This window comes from Luteibacter sp. UNC138MFCol5.1 (genome assembly GCF_900110505.1).
Lineage (GTDB): Bacteria > Pseudomonadota > Gammaproteobacteria > Xanthomonadales > Rhodanobacteraceae > Luteibacter.
Window position 1 is genome coordinate 154988 of the sequence record NZ_FODZ01000005.1, and the last position, 17655, is coordinate 172642.

Sequence of the window (17655 nt, forward strand, 5' to 3'; positions counted from 1 at the left end):
CCGCCGGACTCGTTTACCAGCCGATACCTACGCCGACGCCACCGGAGGACTCCCCGCCGCTGACCGCCGCGCCGAAGGTCAGGGCGGCGTTGGACGAGATGCTCCGCGAGTAGCCCACCGACAGCGCGCCCTGCCCCTTGTATCCGCCGACGCCCACGCCAAGCCGGTTGTCGCCGTTGACGCCCTGGGCGCTGAAGGCCATCTGGGACATGGCGGCGCCCATCGCGCCCACCTTGTTCAGGCGGTCGTTGAGGTTGCTGAAGCGGCGGTCGACGGTGCGCTTGTACTCGTCGAACGCCCCGCCGCTCACCACGTCGCCGAACCGCTGGTCGGTGTACTGCTTCGCGCTGTTCAGCGTCGCCGCGTCGCCCTGGTCGGCATACGACTTGGCCGTGGTCAGCGCCTGGTCGACCTGGCTGACGTTGGCGGCGTCCGTCGGCGCCACGCCGGGGGCCACGTTCGTGATCGGGGCGTTGCCGCCGTCGATCGCGGCCGGCGCGATCGGAACCGCCGCGGCCGCCACCGGGCTGCCGGCGGCGACGGGCGCCGCGACCGCGGCCGCGACTTCCTGCGGCACGGCCGCCGTCGTCGTGGCCTTGGCGGCGATCGTGGCGGTGCTACCGCCGCGCGGCGGCGTGCCGCCCGGGATCGTGCTGCCGCCGGTGCCGGACTTCGACTCGAGGGCACCCACGCGGTTGTTGAGCGACCCGAGGGCACCGTCCAGCGCACCCACCGCGTCGCCGACGGAACCGTACTGCGCGCCCTGCACGCGATAGGTCGGACCGACGAGGCCGTTGGCGCCCATCGTCGCGCCGCCGCCGAGAGCCATCGCGACGGCATTGCCGGCCGCATTTGAGGTACCCGAGAAGGCGCTGCTCAGGGCCGAGTTGAGCTGGCCCAGGTTCACCGCGTCGGTGTTCTGCGTACCGGCCGCCACGTTGGTGATCTGGCGGTTGCTGGCCGCCGTGCCCACCGACACCGTGTTGGCGCGCGTGGCCAGCGATCCGCTGCCCAGGGCCACCGAATTGGCGCCCAGCGCGCGGGCGCTGTCACCGATCGCCGTGGCACCGGCGGCACCGGCGTTCGCCGAGGCACCGATCGCCGTCGCCGATTCCCGACTGGCCGTGGCGAACGCGCCGATCGCCGTGGACATGTCGCCGCTCGCGCCGCTGGCGGCACCCGTGGCGGTCGCGAACGCGCCGGTGGCGCTGGCGTCGTCCGAACCGTCGCCGGCACCGTTGGCGGCCACGTAATGCTGCGCGCTGCCGACGCTGTCGGACAGGGCGGTCAGCTGGTCGACGTTGACCGCATCGGTGCCCTGCGTGCCCGCGGCGACGTTGGCGATCTGCCGCGTCCCGGTCGTCGATCCCACCGAGACGGTGTTCGCGCGGTTCGCCACCGAGTTGGTTCCCAGCGCCACGCTGTTGGCCGCCGAGGCCGTGGCGTCCGCGCCGACGGCGACGCTCCGGCTGCCCGTCGCGGTCGAGTAGTCGCCGACCGCCACGCTGCTGGCACCCGAGGCCCAGCTGTTGATGCCGAGCGCCGTCGCGTTCGCCCCCGGCGCATACGCGAAGTAACCGACCGCGGTGCTGCCGACGCCTTCGGCGCCCGCGATGGCACCCAGGGCCGTGGCGTAATCCGCCGTCGCCTGCGCACCCGCACCGAACGCCGCGGCGCTGTCGCCCGTCGCTCCGGTATAGATGAGGCCGACGCCGGGCAGGTTGCTCGGTCCGCCGACGGCAACCGAGCCGGCACCCGAGGCGGTCGTGGCCGTGCCCACCGCCGTCGCGTAGTCGCCCGTGGCGTTGGCGACCGCACCGAGGGCCGTCGACTGGTCGCCGCTGGCGAACGCGCCGACGCCGACCGACGTGGCGGCGAAGCCACCGGCCTGCGCGCTCGCGCCGACCGCCGTGCCGCCAACCGCGGCGGTCGTCGCACCGGTATCCACCGGATTGCCGTTGCCGTCCGCGATGAGGGCGTTGCCGTCCTCGTCGACGGCGTTGCCACCGACGGCCACGCTACCCGGTCCGTTCGCCTGCGAACCGGCACCGTAGGCCGCGCTGTTCTGCCCCAAGGCGACCGCGCCGTAGCCCGTCGCCGTGGCCTGCTGACCGGTCGCCACCGCGCCGCTGCCATAGGCGCTGGCACCTTGCGCGCCGGCGAACGCGCCGGAACCGGAAGCGGTGGCCTGATCGGCGAGTGCCTGCGCGTCGTCGCTGCCGTCGTTCAGACCGTTCGCCTTGAAGTAGCGCGTGGCGTCCGTGACGCTGCCCGATACCGCATCGAGCTGTCCCTTGTTGACCGCGTCCGTCGCTTCCGTGCCTGCCGCGACGTTCGTGATCTGCCGCTCGCTGCCGACATCGCCCACGGAAACGGTGTTCGCGCGGTCGGCCAGCGACGACGCGCCCAGCGCGACGCTGTTCTCCGCCGACGCGTACGACAGGCTGCCGATCGACGTACTGTTCGCCCCTTCCGCGTAGCTGTTCCAGCCCAGCGCCGTGGCGTAGTCCGCCGTCGCCCACGCACCCGCACCGAGCGCCGTCGTCGCGTAGCCCGACGCGAGCGCCGGGATGAAACCGAAGAACGTCGTGCCGCCGAGCGCGACGCTCTCGTCGCCCGTGGCCTGCGCGCTTTCGCCGACCGCGACGCTGCTCGCGCCCGTCGCGGCGCTCTGCGTGCCCACCGATGTCGAGTAATCACCCGTGGCATTGGCCACCGCACCCACCGCCGTCGCCTGCGCGCCGCTGGCGTAAGCACCCACACCCAGCGAGGAGGACGCGAAACCCGACGCCTGCGCGCTCGCACCGATCGCCGTGCCACCGATCGCCGCCGTCGTCGCACCGGTGTCGACCGGCACGCCACCGTTGGTGATCAGCGCGTTGCCCTCGTCGTCCACCGCGTTGCCGCCCACCGCGACGCTGCCCGGGCCATTGGCCTGCGAGCCCGCGCCGTACGCCGCGCTGTTCTGTCCCGTCGCCACCGCGCCGTATCCGCTCGCCGTGGACTGCTGGCCCGTCGCCACGGCACCGCTGCCGTTCGCCGTCGCGCCCGTCGCACCGGCGAACGCACCGGCGCCGGACGCGGTCGCGTAATCGCCGACCGCCTGCGCATCGTCGCTGCCGTCGTTCAGGCCGTTCGCCTTGAAGTAACGCGTGGCGTCCGTGACGCTGCCCGATACCGCATCGAGTTGTCCCTTGTTCACCGCATCCGTCGCTTCCGTGCCCGCGGCGACGTTGGTGATCTGCCGCGTGAACGGCTCATGCACGACGCCGCTGGTGTCCATCCACGGCTCCGACGCGCCGACCGACACGCTGTTGTCGCGCGTCGCCAGCGAATTGTTGCCGAGCGCGACGGAACCGGCGCTGTTCGCGTACGCGTTGGCACCGAGGGCTACCGCGCCCTCGAACACGGCGATGCTATGCGGACCGATCGCGATGGTGTTGGCGTTCGCCGTTCCGGCGCGGTAACCGAACGCGATCGAGTTGTCGCCGTACGCCGTGGCCTCGCCACCCACGCCGGTCGAGTTGGCGCCGTACGCGATCGCGAACTCGCCGAGCGCGGTGGCGTTCTCCTGGTACGAGAGCGCGGACCAGCCCACCGAGGTGGCGCGCGTCGCGCCCGCCGTCGCGAGCAGGCCGACCGCGGTGCCGTAATCGCGGGCGAACGAGCCCGCGCCGACCGCCGTCGAGCCGTAACCGTTCGCCTCGGTGTTGAAGAGGATGCTGTATCCCGTGCCATAGAGCGCGTTGGCGGGACCGCCGATGGCGACACTGGATTCGCCGTTCGCGATGCTGTCGTTGCCCACGGACGCGGCGTAGTCGCCCACGCTTCGCGAGCTCGCGCCCACGGCCGTCGATCGCTGTCCGGTCGCCTGTGCCGCGCTGCCGAACGCCGAATTCTGCGCCGCCGACGCCACGGCGTCGGACCCGTGCGCCGTGCTCCGGTCGCCGGTCGCCTGCGCGTTGGCACCGGAAGCGGAGCTTCCCTCGCCCGTCGCCACGCTGCCGTAACCGGATGCCGTCGCGTTCACACCCGTCGCCACCGCGCCGCTGCCATAGGCGCTGGCACCCTGCGCGCCGGCGAACGCGCCGGAGCCGGAAGCGGTCGCGTAATCGCCGATCGCCTGCGCGTCGTCGCTGCCGTCGTTGAGGCCGTTCGCCTTGAAGTAGCGCGTGGCGTCGTTGACGCTCGCGTCCAGCTGTCCCTTGTTCACCGCGTCCGTCGCTTCCGTGCCTGCCGCGACGTTCGTGATCTGCCGCTCGCTGCCGACGCCGCCCACCGAGACGGTGTTCGCGCGGTCGGCCAGCGACGACACGCCCAGCGCGACGCTGTTTTCCGCCGACGCGTACGACAGGCTGCCGATCGACGTGCTGTTCGCCCCTTCCGCGTAGCTGTTCCAGCCCAGCGCCGTCGCGTAGTCCGCCGTCGCCCAGGCGCCCGCACCGAGCGCCGTCGTCGCGTAGCCCGACGCGAGCGCCGGGATGAAGCCGAAGAACGTCGTGCCACCGAGCGCGACGCTCTCGTCGCCCGTGGCCTGCGCGCTTTCGCCGACCGCGACGCTGCTCGCGCCGGTAGCCGCGCTCTGCGTGCCCACCGATGTGGAGTAATCACCCGTGGCGTTGGCCACCGCACCGACCGCCGTCGCCTGCGCGCCGCTGGCGTACGCACCGACGCCCAGCGAGGAAGACGCGAAGCCCGACGCCTGCGCGCTCGCGCCGATCGCCGTGCCACCGATCGCCGCCGTCGTCGCGCCGGTGTCGACCGGCACGCCACCGTTGGTGATCAGCGCGTTGCCCTCGTCGTCCACCGCGTTGCCGCCCACCGCGACGCTGCCCGGACCGTTGGCCTGCGAGCCCGCGCCATACGCCGCGCTGTTCTGTCCCGTCGCCACCGCGCCGTATCCGCTCGCCGTCGACTGCTGGCCCGTCGCCACGGCACCGCTGCCGTTCGCCGTCGCGCCCGTCGCACCGGCGAACGAGCCCTGCCCGACGGCGGTCGTGTAATCGCCACTGGCCAGGCTGCTCGCGCCCACGGCCGAGGCGCCCGTGCCGGTCGCCAGCGCACCGTGTCCGTTCGCGGTGGATTCGTCGCCGAAGACCGCGCTGTTCGCGCCGATCGCGGTGGAGCCGCTGCCGGTGATGCTCGTGTTCGCGCCGACCGTCGTGGTGTCGTCGCCGTCGATGTTCGTGGCGCTGCCGAGGCCCGTCGCGTTGTCGCCCCAGATGAAGCTGTTCGCACCGTAAGCCGACGCGCCTTCGCCCCAGACGAAGGAATTCGTGCCGACGGTCGTCGTCTGCCCACCGATGGCGGCGCTGCGGAAACCAACCGCCACCGCGTCGACATCGAGCGCGCCGGCCAGCGCACCGACGGCCGTCGCGTTGAGCTGGTTGGCCGTGCTCGACCAGCCGACGGCCGTCGTGTAATCCGCCGATCCCCAGGCGCCGTTGCCGAACGCCGACGATCCCACGCCACTGGCGAGCGTCGGGATGAAGCCGTACGCCGTGCCACCCACGGCGACGCTTTCCTCGCCCGTCGCCTGCGACGACTCGCCGACCGCGACGCTGCTCACACCGACCGCCGCGCTCGCCGTGCCGACGGCGGTGGAGTAGTCGCCGATGGCGTTCGCGACCGCGCCGACCGCCGTACCTTGCGCACCGCTCGCATACGCGCCCACGCCGAGCGACGAAGAGGCGAAGCCACTGGCTTCCGCGCTGGCGCCGATCGCCGTGCCGGCGACGCCGGCGCTGGTCGCTGCCGTTTCGACCGGCTCGCCACTATGCGTGACCAGCGGATTGCCGTCGGCACCCACCGCCACGCCGCCCACGGCGACCGACGCCGGGCCGGTGGCCTGCGCACCGGCGCCGTACGCCGCGCTGTTCTGTCCCGTGGCGACCGTGCCATAGCCGGTCGCCGTCGCCTGCTGCCCCGTCGCCACCGCGCCGCTGCCGAACGCGCTCGCACCCTGCGCGCCGGCGAACGCGCCGGAGCCCGAGGCGGTCGCCTGCTCGCCGACCGCCTGCGCGTCGTCGCTGCCGTCGGCGAGGCCGTTCGCCTTGAAGTAATGCGATGCGTCGCTGACGCTGCCCGCCAGATCGTCGACGCGCGTGGAGACGCCATCGACACGGGTCGACAACGCGTCGACCCGAGTGGACACACCACCGACCGAGGTCGACACCTTGTCGAGCTGCCGCTTGTTCACGGCGTCCGTGTCCTGCGTGCCGTCGGCGACGTGGACGAGCTGGCGATCCTCGTTGACCTTGCCGATCGACACCGTGTTGGCGCGATCGGCGATCGAGCCGTCGCCGAGCGCGACGGAATTCTTCGCGGTAGCGCGCGAGTCCGTGCCGAACGCCGATGCGGCCGAACCGCTCGCGTACGACGATTCGCCGATCGCCACCGCGCCCGTGCCGCTGGCACGCGCGTTCTGGCCGACCGCCGTCGACCATGCGCCATCGGAGCGGGCGGCCTGGCCGAGCGCGACGCTGTACATGCCGCTGCTGTCGGCGGCGGTGCCCACCGCCGTGCTGTAGTCGCCCGCGGCCTTGGCCGAGGTGCCGCATGCGAACGCGTCGGCGCCCTTCGCGACCGGCGACTTGCCCTGAATGCCCAAGAGGTAACCGCCGCAGATGTTGCCGGCCTGTGCCGGCGAGCTGCCCAGCGCCAGCACGATGCCGGCGGCCAGGGGCAGCGCGGCCATCGCGGCGCGCACGCGTCGGGACGCACCGCCCTTGCCGTTGGCCCGTGCCAGTTCCGAGGCGACGACCAGGATGCCGAGCGATTTGTTCCAGACCTTGCTGTAGATGGTATTCACGTCAACCTTCCTCCCGGAAATGTCCGCATGTGGGCGATCGGAGCGCGGGTGCGCGGCGCGCTGCCCGTCACCGGTCCGTCGCGACCGCGGCGGACGATGTGTGTGTCCTGATGACCGGCGGCGACGCCGTCGGCCGATGAAACCGTTCGATGTGTCCCCTGCCCGCGAGGCGGGCCCCCTTGCCGAACGTCGAGGCCCCGGCGAACTGGGGCCTCTTCGTCGTCGTGCGTTACTGCGTGTACACGCCCAGCACCGAAACGCCGGAGTACGCCTTCACGCCCTTCACGGTCAGCGTCCAGACGCCCGCCGCCGGATTGCCGGCGGTGAAGGCCTCGCTGTTGCCGGGCTTGTTCGGCTGCGTCTTCACGGCGCCCTTCGGATCGGTCACCGAGATCGAGACGTCGCCCGACCCGCCGAACGTGCGCAGGCTGAGCGTCTTCGCCCGTGCCGGTACGTCGAGCGTGTAGACCACCGTCGAGCCCGCGGCGCCCTTCTGGTTGGCCAGCGCCTTGTTGTTGCTGAGCGCGATACCCGGAGGAGCCGGCGGCGGACCGAACGCGGCGTACTGCTTCTGGGTTTCCGCGTCGGAGAGGCAGGCGTTCAGGCTGGATGCCTGGCCGGCCGTGACCAGGCCGTCGCTGGCGAGCTTCGCGGCGTACGCCGTGATACCCGCACGGTACGCGCCCACGTCGGCCGAGTTCTCGGCGATGATCTTCGCGTTGGCGATCACGTTCGCACCGATGACGAGGCCGCCCGGGACGAGCCGCGGGATACCGGTGTCGCAGGTGAGCAGCGTCTGGTTGCTGCGATCGATGCCCCAGCCGATGTCCTGGAACAGCGCCGGGGTCAGATCGAGGTCGATCTCGCCGCGGAGGTCCTGGTTGATCGCGTACTCCATGATCGCGTTCGGCGTCAGGCGCGTGTCGTAGTGCGAGAAGGACGAGCCGGGCGAGAGCGTCGCCGGCGCGTAGATCAGCACACCGTCGGCGTTCGTGCCGGCGAGGCCGGTGCCTTTGCCGACGCTGCCCGTGAGGCCCGCGAGATTCGCCTTGAGCTTCGCGCCATCGACCTGGCTCACGAGGATCACGGGAATGTTCACCGGCGACGCCGGCGTGCCGCCCGGCGTGACGCCCGCCGCCTGGTTGTTCGCCAGGAGCACGGCCGTGGCACCGGCCGCCTGCGCGTTGAGCGACTTCACGGTGAAGTCGCACGAGCCACGATCGATCAGCGCGACCTTGCCGGCGACCGCGGACGCGTTCGTGATCGCGGCGCAGCCGTCGTTCGGCACGGCCTGGGCGACGCTGCCCGTGAAGTTCGACGCGGTGGCGGTCGGGCCGAAGCTGGCTTGCGCGTAGCCGTATTCGCCCACGGCGGCGGCCGGGGCGGTGACGCGATAGACGTCGGGCAGACCCAGCGCGAGCGGTGCCTCGGCGATCACCGTCGCGCCGGAGAAGGCGAGATGGCCGTCGTCGAGCGCGGCGCTGACGCGCTGTGCCGGGGTGAGGTCGTTCCAGAGCACGCCGTCGTGCTTGACGTAGGTGCCGTAGATGTTCGGATACGAACCGGCGCCGCCCGGGAAGTCCTCACCGGTGGAGAGGTCGGTCAGGTCGAGGAAGCCGAGACCGTGACCCATCTCGTGCAGCACCACGTTGAGGAAATCGATCTGTCCCGCCGGGACCTGGTGATCGAGACCCATGTACCACTTCGAGCCTTCGATGCAACCCGGCGAGCCGAGCGCGCCGTTGAACTGGCTCTGGATGTCGGCGTTACCCGGATCGAGGTCCTCGCCCGCGAGCGCGTCGGCGGTGGGACCCGCGTACCACGTATTGGCGAGCGCGCCGGCCGGCAGCGTGGCGCCCGCGTCGAAGGTGAAGACGGAAAGCGGACCGGACGAACCGAGCACGCCACCGGTGGCGTCGCATTCGAGCGGTTCGAACGTGGCGTTGTTGATGATCGTCACGTTGCTCTTGAGATAGGAGCCATGGATCTGCGCGGCGAACTTGAACACGTTCAGGGCCTGCTGGCCGAACGTCGTGCCCGGATTGCCGCCGACCGGGGTGGCCGGCGTGGGATCGTCGAGGCCCTGGCCGGTGCCGACGTCCTGGTTGACGATCTTGATCTCGGCGGCGTTGGCGCTGATCGCGCCGCACAGTCCGGCCGTGAGAAGGGCGGAGTAGAGAAGGCCGCGGCGGATCATCGGGTCGCCTCCGGTGCCTGCGGCGCGGCCGGAGCGGCTGCGTCGTCGTGCCTGATGGTGATCGTGCCGTCCGCGGCGCGCGTGGCCACGAGGCTCGTCATGCGCGACTGCGGAAGCCGCGCGCCCGTGGCCTTCACGCCGTTGCCGAGGGTCACCTTGCGCAGCGTCGTCTTCGCGTCGGCGTTGGTCAGCGGCTGGCCCGACAGCGCCGAGAGCCGTGCCTGGCGCGCCTGGAAGGCCTGGGAATAGGCCGCGCGTTCGGCGGCGGTCGGCTCGCGAAGCTTGCCGGTCGCGGGATCGATGGCCACCTGCACGCCGGCGGCGCGCGGCGCAGGCTGTGCCTGCGGTGTGTCGGCGGCGTGCGCCGCTCCCGCGACGAAGAACATGCCCGTCAGCACGAGGCCCATGGCCTGTGCCAGTGTTCGTGAAGTCATTACCAGTACCTCCCTAGTGCGGCGCCGGGACCCCTCCCTGCACGCCCACCGGCGAAGACCCCCTCGCCGGCGTAAACACTCGAGGATCGGACGTTCCCCACAACGTCAAACCCTGCCCGCCGCCGCGCCTCGCGCGACGGCGACGATTCATGACGTGGTGGGACAGCCGGCGAAACCGGCGGGGTGCGATGCGACGAACGGCCCGGGCGAACGGCCCGGAAGGTGCGAGCGGACGAACGCGCTCACGGTCGTACGGTTTACCATCTGCACTACCCCTTGCCCCGTGGTACTGCCTTCAGACGGCCACTTGCAGGCCGTCTTCCCTTTTGATGCCCGTGGCGGGCACCCCCTGCGAAAAGGTGTTTAAGCGCGGCGTCTTTTTGACGCCCGTCGTTGGAACGTAGCAGCACGAAAATGCGAACGTCAATCTTTTGACTCCCGATGTCGTGTCGTCCGAATGGCCTATGCGAAAATCCCGGCGAAACGCGTTTTCCAGGGGCAAAGGCGCGGCGATTCATGGCCTTGCGTCTCGATAACGCACGCCTCCTTCAGTCAACGAAACGAACCAAAGCGAAAGAAAACATGGACTTGATCGACATCGGCGCGAATCTCACCCACGAATCCTTTCGTCAGGATTTTGACGACGTGCTCGACCGCGCCAGCGCGCATGGCGTCGGGCGCATGGTGGTCACGGGCGCGTCGCGCGAGGGAAGCGTGCACGCCCTCGAGATCGCACGGGCGAGTGGAGGGAGGCTCTTCTCGACGGCCGGCGTGCATCCGCACCATGCGATCGAGTACGACGACGCGACCGACGCGTTCCTGCGCGAGATCGCCGTGCAGCCGGAGGTGCGGGCCATCGGCGAGACCGGCCTCGACTACAACCGCAACTATTCGCCCCGCGACGTGCAGCGCGAGGTCTTCGAGCGCCAGCTGCGAATCGCGGTGGACCTGGGCAAGCCCCTTTTCCTGCACCAGCGCGACGCGCACCACGATTTCCTGGCGATCCTGAAGCGCTATCGCGACCGGGTGCCCGCGGCCGTCGTGCACTGCTTCACCGATACCGGCGAAGCGCTGCGCGACTACCTCGACCTCGACTGCCACATCGGCATCACGGGCTGGATCTGCGACGAACGCCGCGGCGCCCACCTGCGCGAACTGGTGAAGCTCATACCGGCGGACCGCCTGCTCCTGGAAACGGATGCGCCCTACCTCCTGCCGCGCACGATCCGTCCCATGCCCAAGGACCGCCGCAACGAACCCATGTACCTGGCGCACATCCGCGACGAGGTCGCGCGTGACCGCGGCGAGTCGCGCGAGGCGCTGACGGAGTCATCGACGCGCGCGGCGGAAGCCTTCTTCGGACTCTGACGAACGGGTGGGAGCCGATCGTATCGGCGTGCCCACCGCTCACTCCGAATGCAGGCCGGTCAACGCCGCCTCCGCGAGATCCACTTCGCGCACGAGCGTGCGCAGGGTCTCGTCGTTGATGCGATGCGAGCGCCGCAGCTCGAACAGCTCGCGGCGTTCCGCGCGAAGGGCCGCGAGACGCATCGCACGCTCCGTGCCCGCTTCGGCGCGTGCCTTCTCCGGCACATCGCCCTCCTCGCCCGCGGCTTCCAGGCGCTGCTGGTAATCGCCCAGCACGCGCGCCGCGACACGTGACGCCAGGGCGATCGCGTTCTCGTCGCCGTCGGCCTCCACCTTTTTCTGCTCATCGGCGATGCCGCGCAGCGCCGCCTCGGCGGCCAGCGCACGCGCCATCCGCTCCTCCCGCACGCGTGGATCCTCGCCGGGCAGATTCAGCTTGCGCACGGAGAGCGGCAGGCCGATGGCCCCGAACGCCAGCGTGCAGAGGATCACACCCGTCGCCAGGAAGATCATCAGATCGCGCGTGGGGAACGGCACATCCGTGCTCTTCATCAACGGCAGCGAGAGCACGCCGGCCAGCGTGATCGCGCCGCGCACGCCCGCGAGCGAGGTGGTCCACATGAGTCGCGTGCCCACCTTGGGCCGCTGCTCGCCCCGATGCCACGCCCTCAGCAGCACGAAGCGCAGCGAGATCCACACCCAGACGAAGCGCAGGATCACCAGCGCGAACGTGATGGCGACGACGTAGGCCGCGAGATACCACAGCTCGCCTCCGCCGGCTTGCGCGAGGTCGAGCTTCGCGTTGCCGACGATGCCCGGTAGCTGCAGCCCTAGCAGAAGGAAGATCAGGCCGTTGAAGGTGAACTCCACCATCGACCAGACCGCCACGCTCTGCACGCGCGTCGCGACGTACGTGCCTTTCTGCATGTCGGTGTAGTTCATCGTCATGCCCGCGGCGACGGCGGCGAGGATGCCCGACACGCCGAAGTGCTCGGCGAGCAGGTACGCGGCGAACGGCAGCAGCAGGAGCAGGCCGACCTGGCTCGCCGGGTCGACTTCGCTGCTCCAGCGCACCAGGCGCCGGCGCACCACGCCGAACACCGCGCTGACGAACGCGCCGGCCAGCAGGCCGCCGAACGCCGTGACGGCGAAATCGCCGGTGGCGGACAGCAGTGAGAAATGGCCGGTCAGTTCGGCCGCGATCGCGAACTGCAGCGCGACGAGGCCCGATGCGTCGTTGAGCAGCGCCTCGCCCGAGAGGATGTGCATGAGGCGCGGCGGCATGGGCGACCGGCCCGTGATCGACGACACCGCCACCGCGTCCGTCGGCGACAGCACCGCGGCCAGCGCGAACGCGACCGCCAACGGCACCGTCGGGATCATCCAGTGCACGAAGTAACCGATGCCCAGGATCGTGAAGAAGACGAGGCCCACGGCCAGCGCGAGGATCGGACCGCGGAGCAGGAAAAGCTCCCGCTTCGGAATGCGCCAGCCGTCGGCGAAGAGGAGCGGTGGGATGAAGAGCAGGAAGAACAGGTCGGGATCGAATTCGACATGCATGCCGAAGGGCCGCGCGAGCAGCGCGCCCAGGCCGATCTGCAGCAAGGGAAGCGGCAGCCGCACGGGCAGGATGCGCACGAGCGCGCCCGACAGCGCGACGACGAGCAACAGGACGAGGATGGTGATGACGAGTTCCATGAGGAGGGACGCTAACGTCTGGGAGGGCCGGGCATCAACACCTCGGCGCGCGCCAGCTAGCACGTACTGCACGCCTCGTCATGAGAAAACGGCGCGACATCTCCGGTGAACCGAAAAACTGCGACCTCGCTCGCACCTTCCCGCGTAACGCGCGTTACTCAGAATCCTTCCATATCCGCGCGACCCGGCCATCCCTAGCCTCTGGTCCCGGGAACCAATCGTCGTTCTTGGCTCCTGCGCTTTGGCCGCTCCTTCGGGAGCGGTCCTTTTTCAGCCACGACTCCCGTCCTGCTCCGCATGGCAGGACACGCCCGCGACGCGCCATCGCGCGGGCGACCCCGGATTGCCGCCCGCTCCCACGGGCGGACCTTTTTCGTCCGGTCGCAGCTTCACTACCACCCTGCCGAATTCGCGTATGTTAGGGTCCCGACAGAACAGCAGGGGAAAGGGCCGGTGATCAGCGTGGCACTCGTCGAGGACGACATCGCCCTGCGCGATCGTGTCCTGCTGCCCAGCCTGCGGCGGGCCGGCTTCGACGTACGGCCCATGGCGCTGGCGGCGGAACTCCGCGAACACCTCTCTCACGAGACCGTCGACATCGCGGTGCTGGACGTGGGACTGCCCGACGGCGATGGCTTCTCGCTCTCGAAGCATTGTCGCGAGGCCCGGCCGGACATGGGCATCGTGATGCTCACCGGTCGCCGCGACACCGACGACGTGGTGCGCGGCCTGAACGACGCCGACGCCTACCTGACCAAGCCGGTGTCGGTCGACGTGCTGGTCGCGACGCTCGGCAGCGTCGCCCGGCGGCTCGGCCGCCTCGTCGCGCCGCCGCCCGCCGAACCCTGGCGACTCGTGGGCGGCCAGTGGACCCTGCGTTCACCCGCCGGCGTACGCATCGGCCTCACCGCGACGGAGCGCACGTTCCTCACGGTGCTGTTCGATCGCGCGGACGAGACCGTTCCGCGCGACGATCTGGTGCAGGCCATGACGGACAACGTGCACGATTACGACCCGCACCGCCTCGATTCGCTCCTGCATCGCCTGCGCCGGAAGATCGCCGCCGCGACCGACGAACGCTTCCCGCTGAATCCCGTGCACGGCAACGGCTACATGCTGGTCGCGACGGATACCTGATCGTCCGGCTCGTCCGCGTGCGGAAGGATCATGGCGATCGTCGTGCCCTGCCCCGGCACGCTCGTGATCCGCAGGTCGCCGCCCACGCGGCGTAGCATGCCGTAGACCGTCGACAGACCGAGCCCCGTCCCCTGTCCGCGGCCCTTCGTGGTGAAGAACGGTTCCGTGACGCGTTCGATGACGGACGGCTCGATGCCCGTGCCGGTGTCGCTGCACTGGATGGTCACGCACGCGCCACCGGTCACCGTCACGCTGAAGCATCCGCCACGGGGCATCGCGTCGCGCGCGTTCGAGGCGATGTCGAGGAAGGCGAGATCGAGCTCGTTGCGATCCACGCGTACGAAGAGCGGCTGCGACGGTGGCGCGACCTGCAGTCGCACGGTCGGCGGCAGCAGCTGGCGGAGCATCGTCGTCAGGCTGGCGCATACCGCCGCGAGGTCGACCACCTCGACGGCACCCGTGTCGCGACGACTGAAACCGAGCAGGCGTCCCGTCACGGCGGCACCGCGATCGGCGGCCTCTTCGATGCCTTCGAGCGCATCCTGCAGCCGTTCCACGTCGTCGCCCTGCGAGGCACGCACGGTCATGACACGGAACCGCTCGCGCGCGTAGCCCTGGATGACGCCGAGCACGTTGTTGAAGTCGTGGGCGACACCGCTTGCCAACTGCCCGACCGCTTCGAGCTTGCGCGTGTGCAGCAGCGCCGCCTGGCTGCGCTCGCGTGCCGCGACCTCCTGCCGGAGCGCGCGTCCGCGCGCCTCCGACTCGGACAGCGCCGAGCGCAGGCTGTAATTGAGCTGGTTGAGGAACAGCGTGATCGCCACGTACGACGCGCCGACGGACGGAAACTCGTTGTAGCTGCGCCAGAAGTTGGCCGACCAGTCGCCCGAGGCGATGGCGTCGCGGGTCATGGCGAGCAGCAGGCTGCCGCAGATGACGCCGAAGGTCGTCCACAGCGCGCGCTTGCCGAGCAACAGCGTCGCCAGCACCAGCACCTCCATGGCCGTCTCGTCGGTGGGCATCACCGCGTACCCGAACGTGGCGTACGCGAGCAGCATCGAACACCACATCGTGGCGAGGATGGTGATCGACGCCCCGCGGAAATTACCCCGGCGCACGAGGGCGAACGCCACCCATGCCGCGACGGTGATACCGGCGTCGGTGAGGTTGTCGACGAGGATCGCGTAGTTGCCGTAGTCCGGCGCGCCACCGAGCGCGCTGTCGACGAACCAGCGCCGGTAGATCTTGTTGAACGGAACGAACAGGCCTTCGTAGGCCAGCACGAGTTGCAGGAAGATGGCGCTCTTGCGCTCGATCGGATCCGCGATGGGCACGCTGGCGAGCCAGCCTTTCAACGACTTCCACATGCGTGACGCGAGACCTCCCCCAAGGCGCGCATCCGCTGCGTGAGTTTTCGTGAGTCCCCGTGAGTCCCCATGCGTGACAGCGTCCGCCGCCGCCGACTACGTTTCATCCACACGCGGCCGGGGTCGTCCCTCGCGCCGAGTCTAACGCAGGAAAGTCGTCTTCGACGCTTCCACGGGCAGCCCCGCGCTGCCGCGCCATCGGGGAAAATCCATGACTTCAGCAAGCCCAGGTCGGCTCCGTGCCGCTTTGGTGTTCGCGCTCGCCGGTATGGCGGGCACGCACACCCTCCATGCGCAGGACGCGGCCGCCACGTATTTCGCCGCCAACGGCGATCCGGATGCCACCGATCCCGCGCTCGCGTACGGCCAGTACGCCGTCGCGGCCGGGTCGCTCGCCTTCGCGTTCGGCACCGGCAGCGCCGCCTACGGGAGTCTCTCGGGCGCCATCGGCGAATTCTCGCTCGCCAACGGGTACGCCGCGCAGGCCAATGGCGACGACAGCATCGCGAGCGGCCACGACGCCATCGCGGACGGCCTCGGAAGCACCGCGATCGGCGGGCGGGCGCAGCGGATCGACGCGGCGACGAGCGTGCCGCTCGTGGACCAGAACGGAAACGCCATCGTCGACAGCACGTACGCGGGCGACCTCGCGGTGGCGATGGGCGCCGGCAGCCGAGCGGAAGGCGTGTCGTCCACCGCCATCGGCACCAGTTCGAGCGCGACCGGCGTGCGCGCCACCGCCGTGGGCTACGGCGCGACGTCCGCCGCGAACGGCGTCTCCGTCGGCGACTACGCGAAGGCGACGGGCCTGCGCAGCGTCGCGATCGGCGGGTCGCTGGACGACTACCTGATCGCCAGCACGCCGAACGGCGATCAGATCATCTACATCTCGATCCCCACGACCGCGAGCGGCACCGACGCCGTCGCGCTCGGCGGCGCCGCGAGCGCCCTCGCCGACCGTGCCGTCGCGATCGGTGCCTTCGCACGGTCGACCGACCTGGGCGCCGTGGCCATCGGCCCCGGCGCGGCGGCGGGCGCGGCGAGCGCGCTCGCCCTCGGCGACAACGCGCAGGCCGGCGGCGCCGATTCGGTCGCCATCGGCCATGGCGCAAGCACGGTCGACGCCACGAACAGCGTGGCGCTGGGTGCCGGGTCATTCACGTATGAGTCCAACGTGGTGACCGTGGGCTACGACGGCAGCGACGGCGGCGCACCGATCCAGCGGCGCATCACCAACGTCGCGGACGGCACGCAGGCGAGCGATGCCGCCACGGTGGGACAGCTGCAGGCGCTGGATGCGTCCGTCGCGCCGCTGCGCGATTACTTCGGCGCGAACGGCGACGCCTTCGACCAGGTGCAGGTGCTGGGTGCGTACGCGACCGGCGCGGGTTCCGGCGCGCTCGCCCTCGGTGAAGGTGCCGCCGCGTTCGGCAGCCTCGCCGCGGCGATCGGCGATCGCAGCGGCGCCGTCGGCTACGGTGCCGCGGCGTACGCCCCCGACAGTCTCGCGCTAGGGGCGTCGGCGCAGGCCATCGCCGAGGGCAGCGTGGCGATCGGCGCCGGATCGGTCGCCGACCGCGACGGCACGGTCTCCGTCGGCGCCGAGGGGGCGGACCGGCAGATCGCGCATGTGGCCGCGGGCGTCTTCGAGAACGACGCGGTCAACAAGGGCCAGCTCGACGCGCTGCTCGGCATGGGCAACGGTGGCGGCGCGGGCGGCGGTTACCTGATCCGCGGCACGGTGTACGACAGCGTGGGCGCCGCGTTCGGTGCCGTCGACGCGGCCTTCGGCGAAGTGTTTGGCCGTCTGGACGTCCTCGAGGCCAATCCTTCCGGTCCGTCGCAACCGGGCGCGCCGCTGGGCCGGGGCGAGGGACTCGCCATCGGCCAGGGCTCGGTGGCGACCGACGGCCGCGATACCGCGGTCGGCACCGGCGCCACGATCGGCGCCGACGGCAGCACGGCGCTCGGCAGCAACGCGACGATCACCGCGGCGGCCACCAACGCCGTGGCGGTGGGTGCGGACACGCAGGTCACGGCCGCCGGCGGCGTCGCCGTCGGGCAAGGTGCCAGCGCCACCGCGCAGAACGCCGTCGCGCTCGGCCAGGGCGCGCGCGCAGACGAAGCGAACACGGTGTCGGTCGGCTCGGCGGGCAACGAGCGCCGCGTGACCAACGTGGCGGCCGGCACGCGTCCGACCGACGCGGCGAACACCGCGCAGGTCGACCAGGCGATCGTGACGGCCCAGCAGTACGCGGACCGCGGCGACCAGGCCACGCTGTCGAAAGCCAACGCCTATGCGGATGCGAAGCTCAGCGGCGTGGTCTCGTCCGAACGCTTCGACGCGTTCCGCGCGGACACCGACCGCCGCTTCCACGCGGTCGACCAGCGCCTCGACCGCGTCGGCGCGATGGGCTCCGCGATGGCCGGCATGGCCGGCGCGATCGCCGCCGCGGCGGGCACCGATCACCGCGTGAGCGCGGCGGTCGGCGGCTACCACGGCGAAGGCGCCGTGGCCGTGGGCTTCGCGCAGCGCATTCCGGGCAACGGTGCCGTGCTGCTCGGCGGCGCCCTCTCGCGCGGCGGCGAATCCACCGGCAGCGTCGGCGTCAGCTTCGGCTGGTGACCCCCTCCTCCTCGACA

At 71.0% G+C, this 17655-nt stretch carries 8 protein-coding genes; 3 read left to right on the top strand and 5 right to left on the bottom strand.

Translation table 11 applies throughout. The features are described 5' to 3' along the window. Positions 1-13: 13 nt before the first annotated feature. From BMY69_RS19700 to BMY69_RS14940, 3 genes are all read right to left on the bottom strand, one after another. Positions 14-6811: an ESPR-type extended signal peptide-containing protein gene (locus tag BMY69_RS19700; protein ID WP_177191192.1), complete on the bottom strand. Its 6798-nt coding sequence runs from the start codon at positions 6809-6811 to the stop codon at positions 14-16. A gap of 229 nt (positions 6812-7040) precedes the next feature. After that, complete coding sequence (locus tag BMY69_RS14935; RefSeq protein ID WP_090179695.1) at positions 7041-9008, bottom strand: PA domain-containing protein; 1968 nt, start codon at positions 9006-9008, stop codon at positions 7041-7043. Next, on the bottom strand, positions 9005-9442 hold the full coding sequence (locus tag BMY69_RS14940) for a post-PEP-CTERM-1 domain-containing protein (RefSeq protein WP_139206119.1): 438 nt from the start codon (positions 9440-9442) through the stop codon (positions 9005-9007). The genes BMY69_RS14935 and BMY69_RS14940 overlap by 4 nt, the downstream gene beginning before the upstream one ends. A gap of 582 nt (positions 9443-10024) precedes the next feature. Between BMY69_RS14940 and BMY69_RS14945 the strand changes: the two genes are divergently transcribed. Continuing rightward, positions 10025-10810, top strand: coding sequence for a TatD family hydrolase (locus BMY69_RS14945; protein WP_090179698.1), 786 nt, complete (start codon positions 10025-10027; stop codon positions 10808-10810). Positions 10811-10849: 39 nt separating this feature from the next. On the opposite strand, the gene BMY69_RS14950 is transcribed toward BMY69_RS14945, so the two are convergent. After that, positions 10850-12508 (bottom strand): Na+/H+ antiporter, encoded by a 1659-nt coding sequence (locus tag BMY69_RS14950; RefSeq protein WP_090057451.1) that lies wholly within the window; start codon positions 12506-12508, stop codon positions 10850-10852. 462 nt (positions 12509-12970) lie between these two features. Here BMY69_RS14950 and BMY69_RS14955 point away from each other — a divergent pair, with 462 nt between their 5' ends. Continuing rightward, positions 12971-13645, top strand: a complete 675-nt coding sequence (locus BMY69_RS14955; RefSeq protein ID WP_177191193.1) for a response regulator transcription factor — start codon at positions 12971-12973, stop codon at positions 13643-13645. Here the strand turns inward: BMY69_RS14955 and BMY69_RS14960 are convergent. Then, positions 13618-15012 (bottom strand): sensor histidine kinase, encoded by a 1395-nt coding sequence (locus tag BMY69_RS14960; RefSeq protein WP_090179702.1) that lies wholly within the window; start codon positions 15010-15012, stop codon positions 13618-13620. The two genes, BMY69_RS14955 and BMY69_RS14960, sit on opposite strands and share 28 nt — an antisense overlap. Before the next feature lie 211 nt (positions 15013-15223). Here BMY69_RS14960 and BMY69_RS14965 point away from each other — a divergent pair, with 211 nt between their 5' ends. Continuing rightward, entirely contained in the window at positions 15224-17638 is a 2415-nt protein-coding gene (locus tag BMY69_RS14965) for a YadA-like family protein (protein WP_090179704.1), read from the top strand. Positions 17639-17655 lie beyond the last annotated feature (17 nt).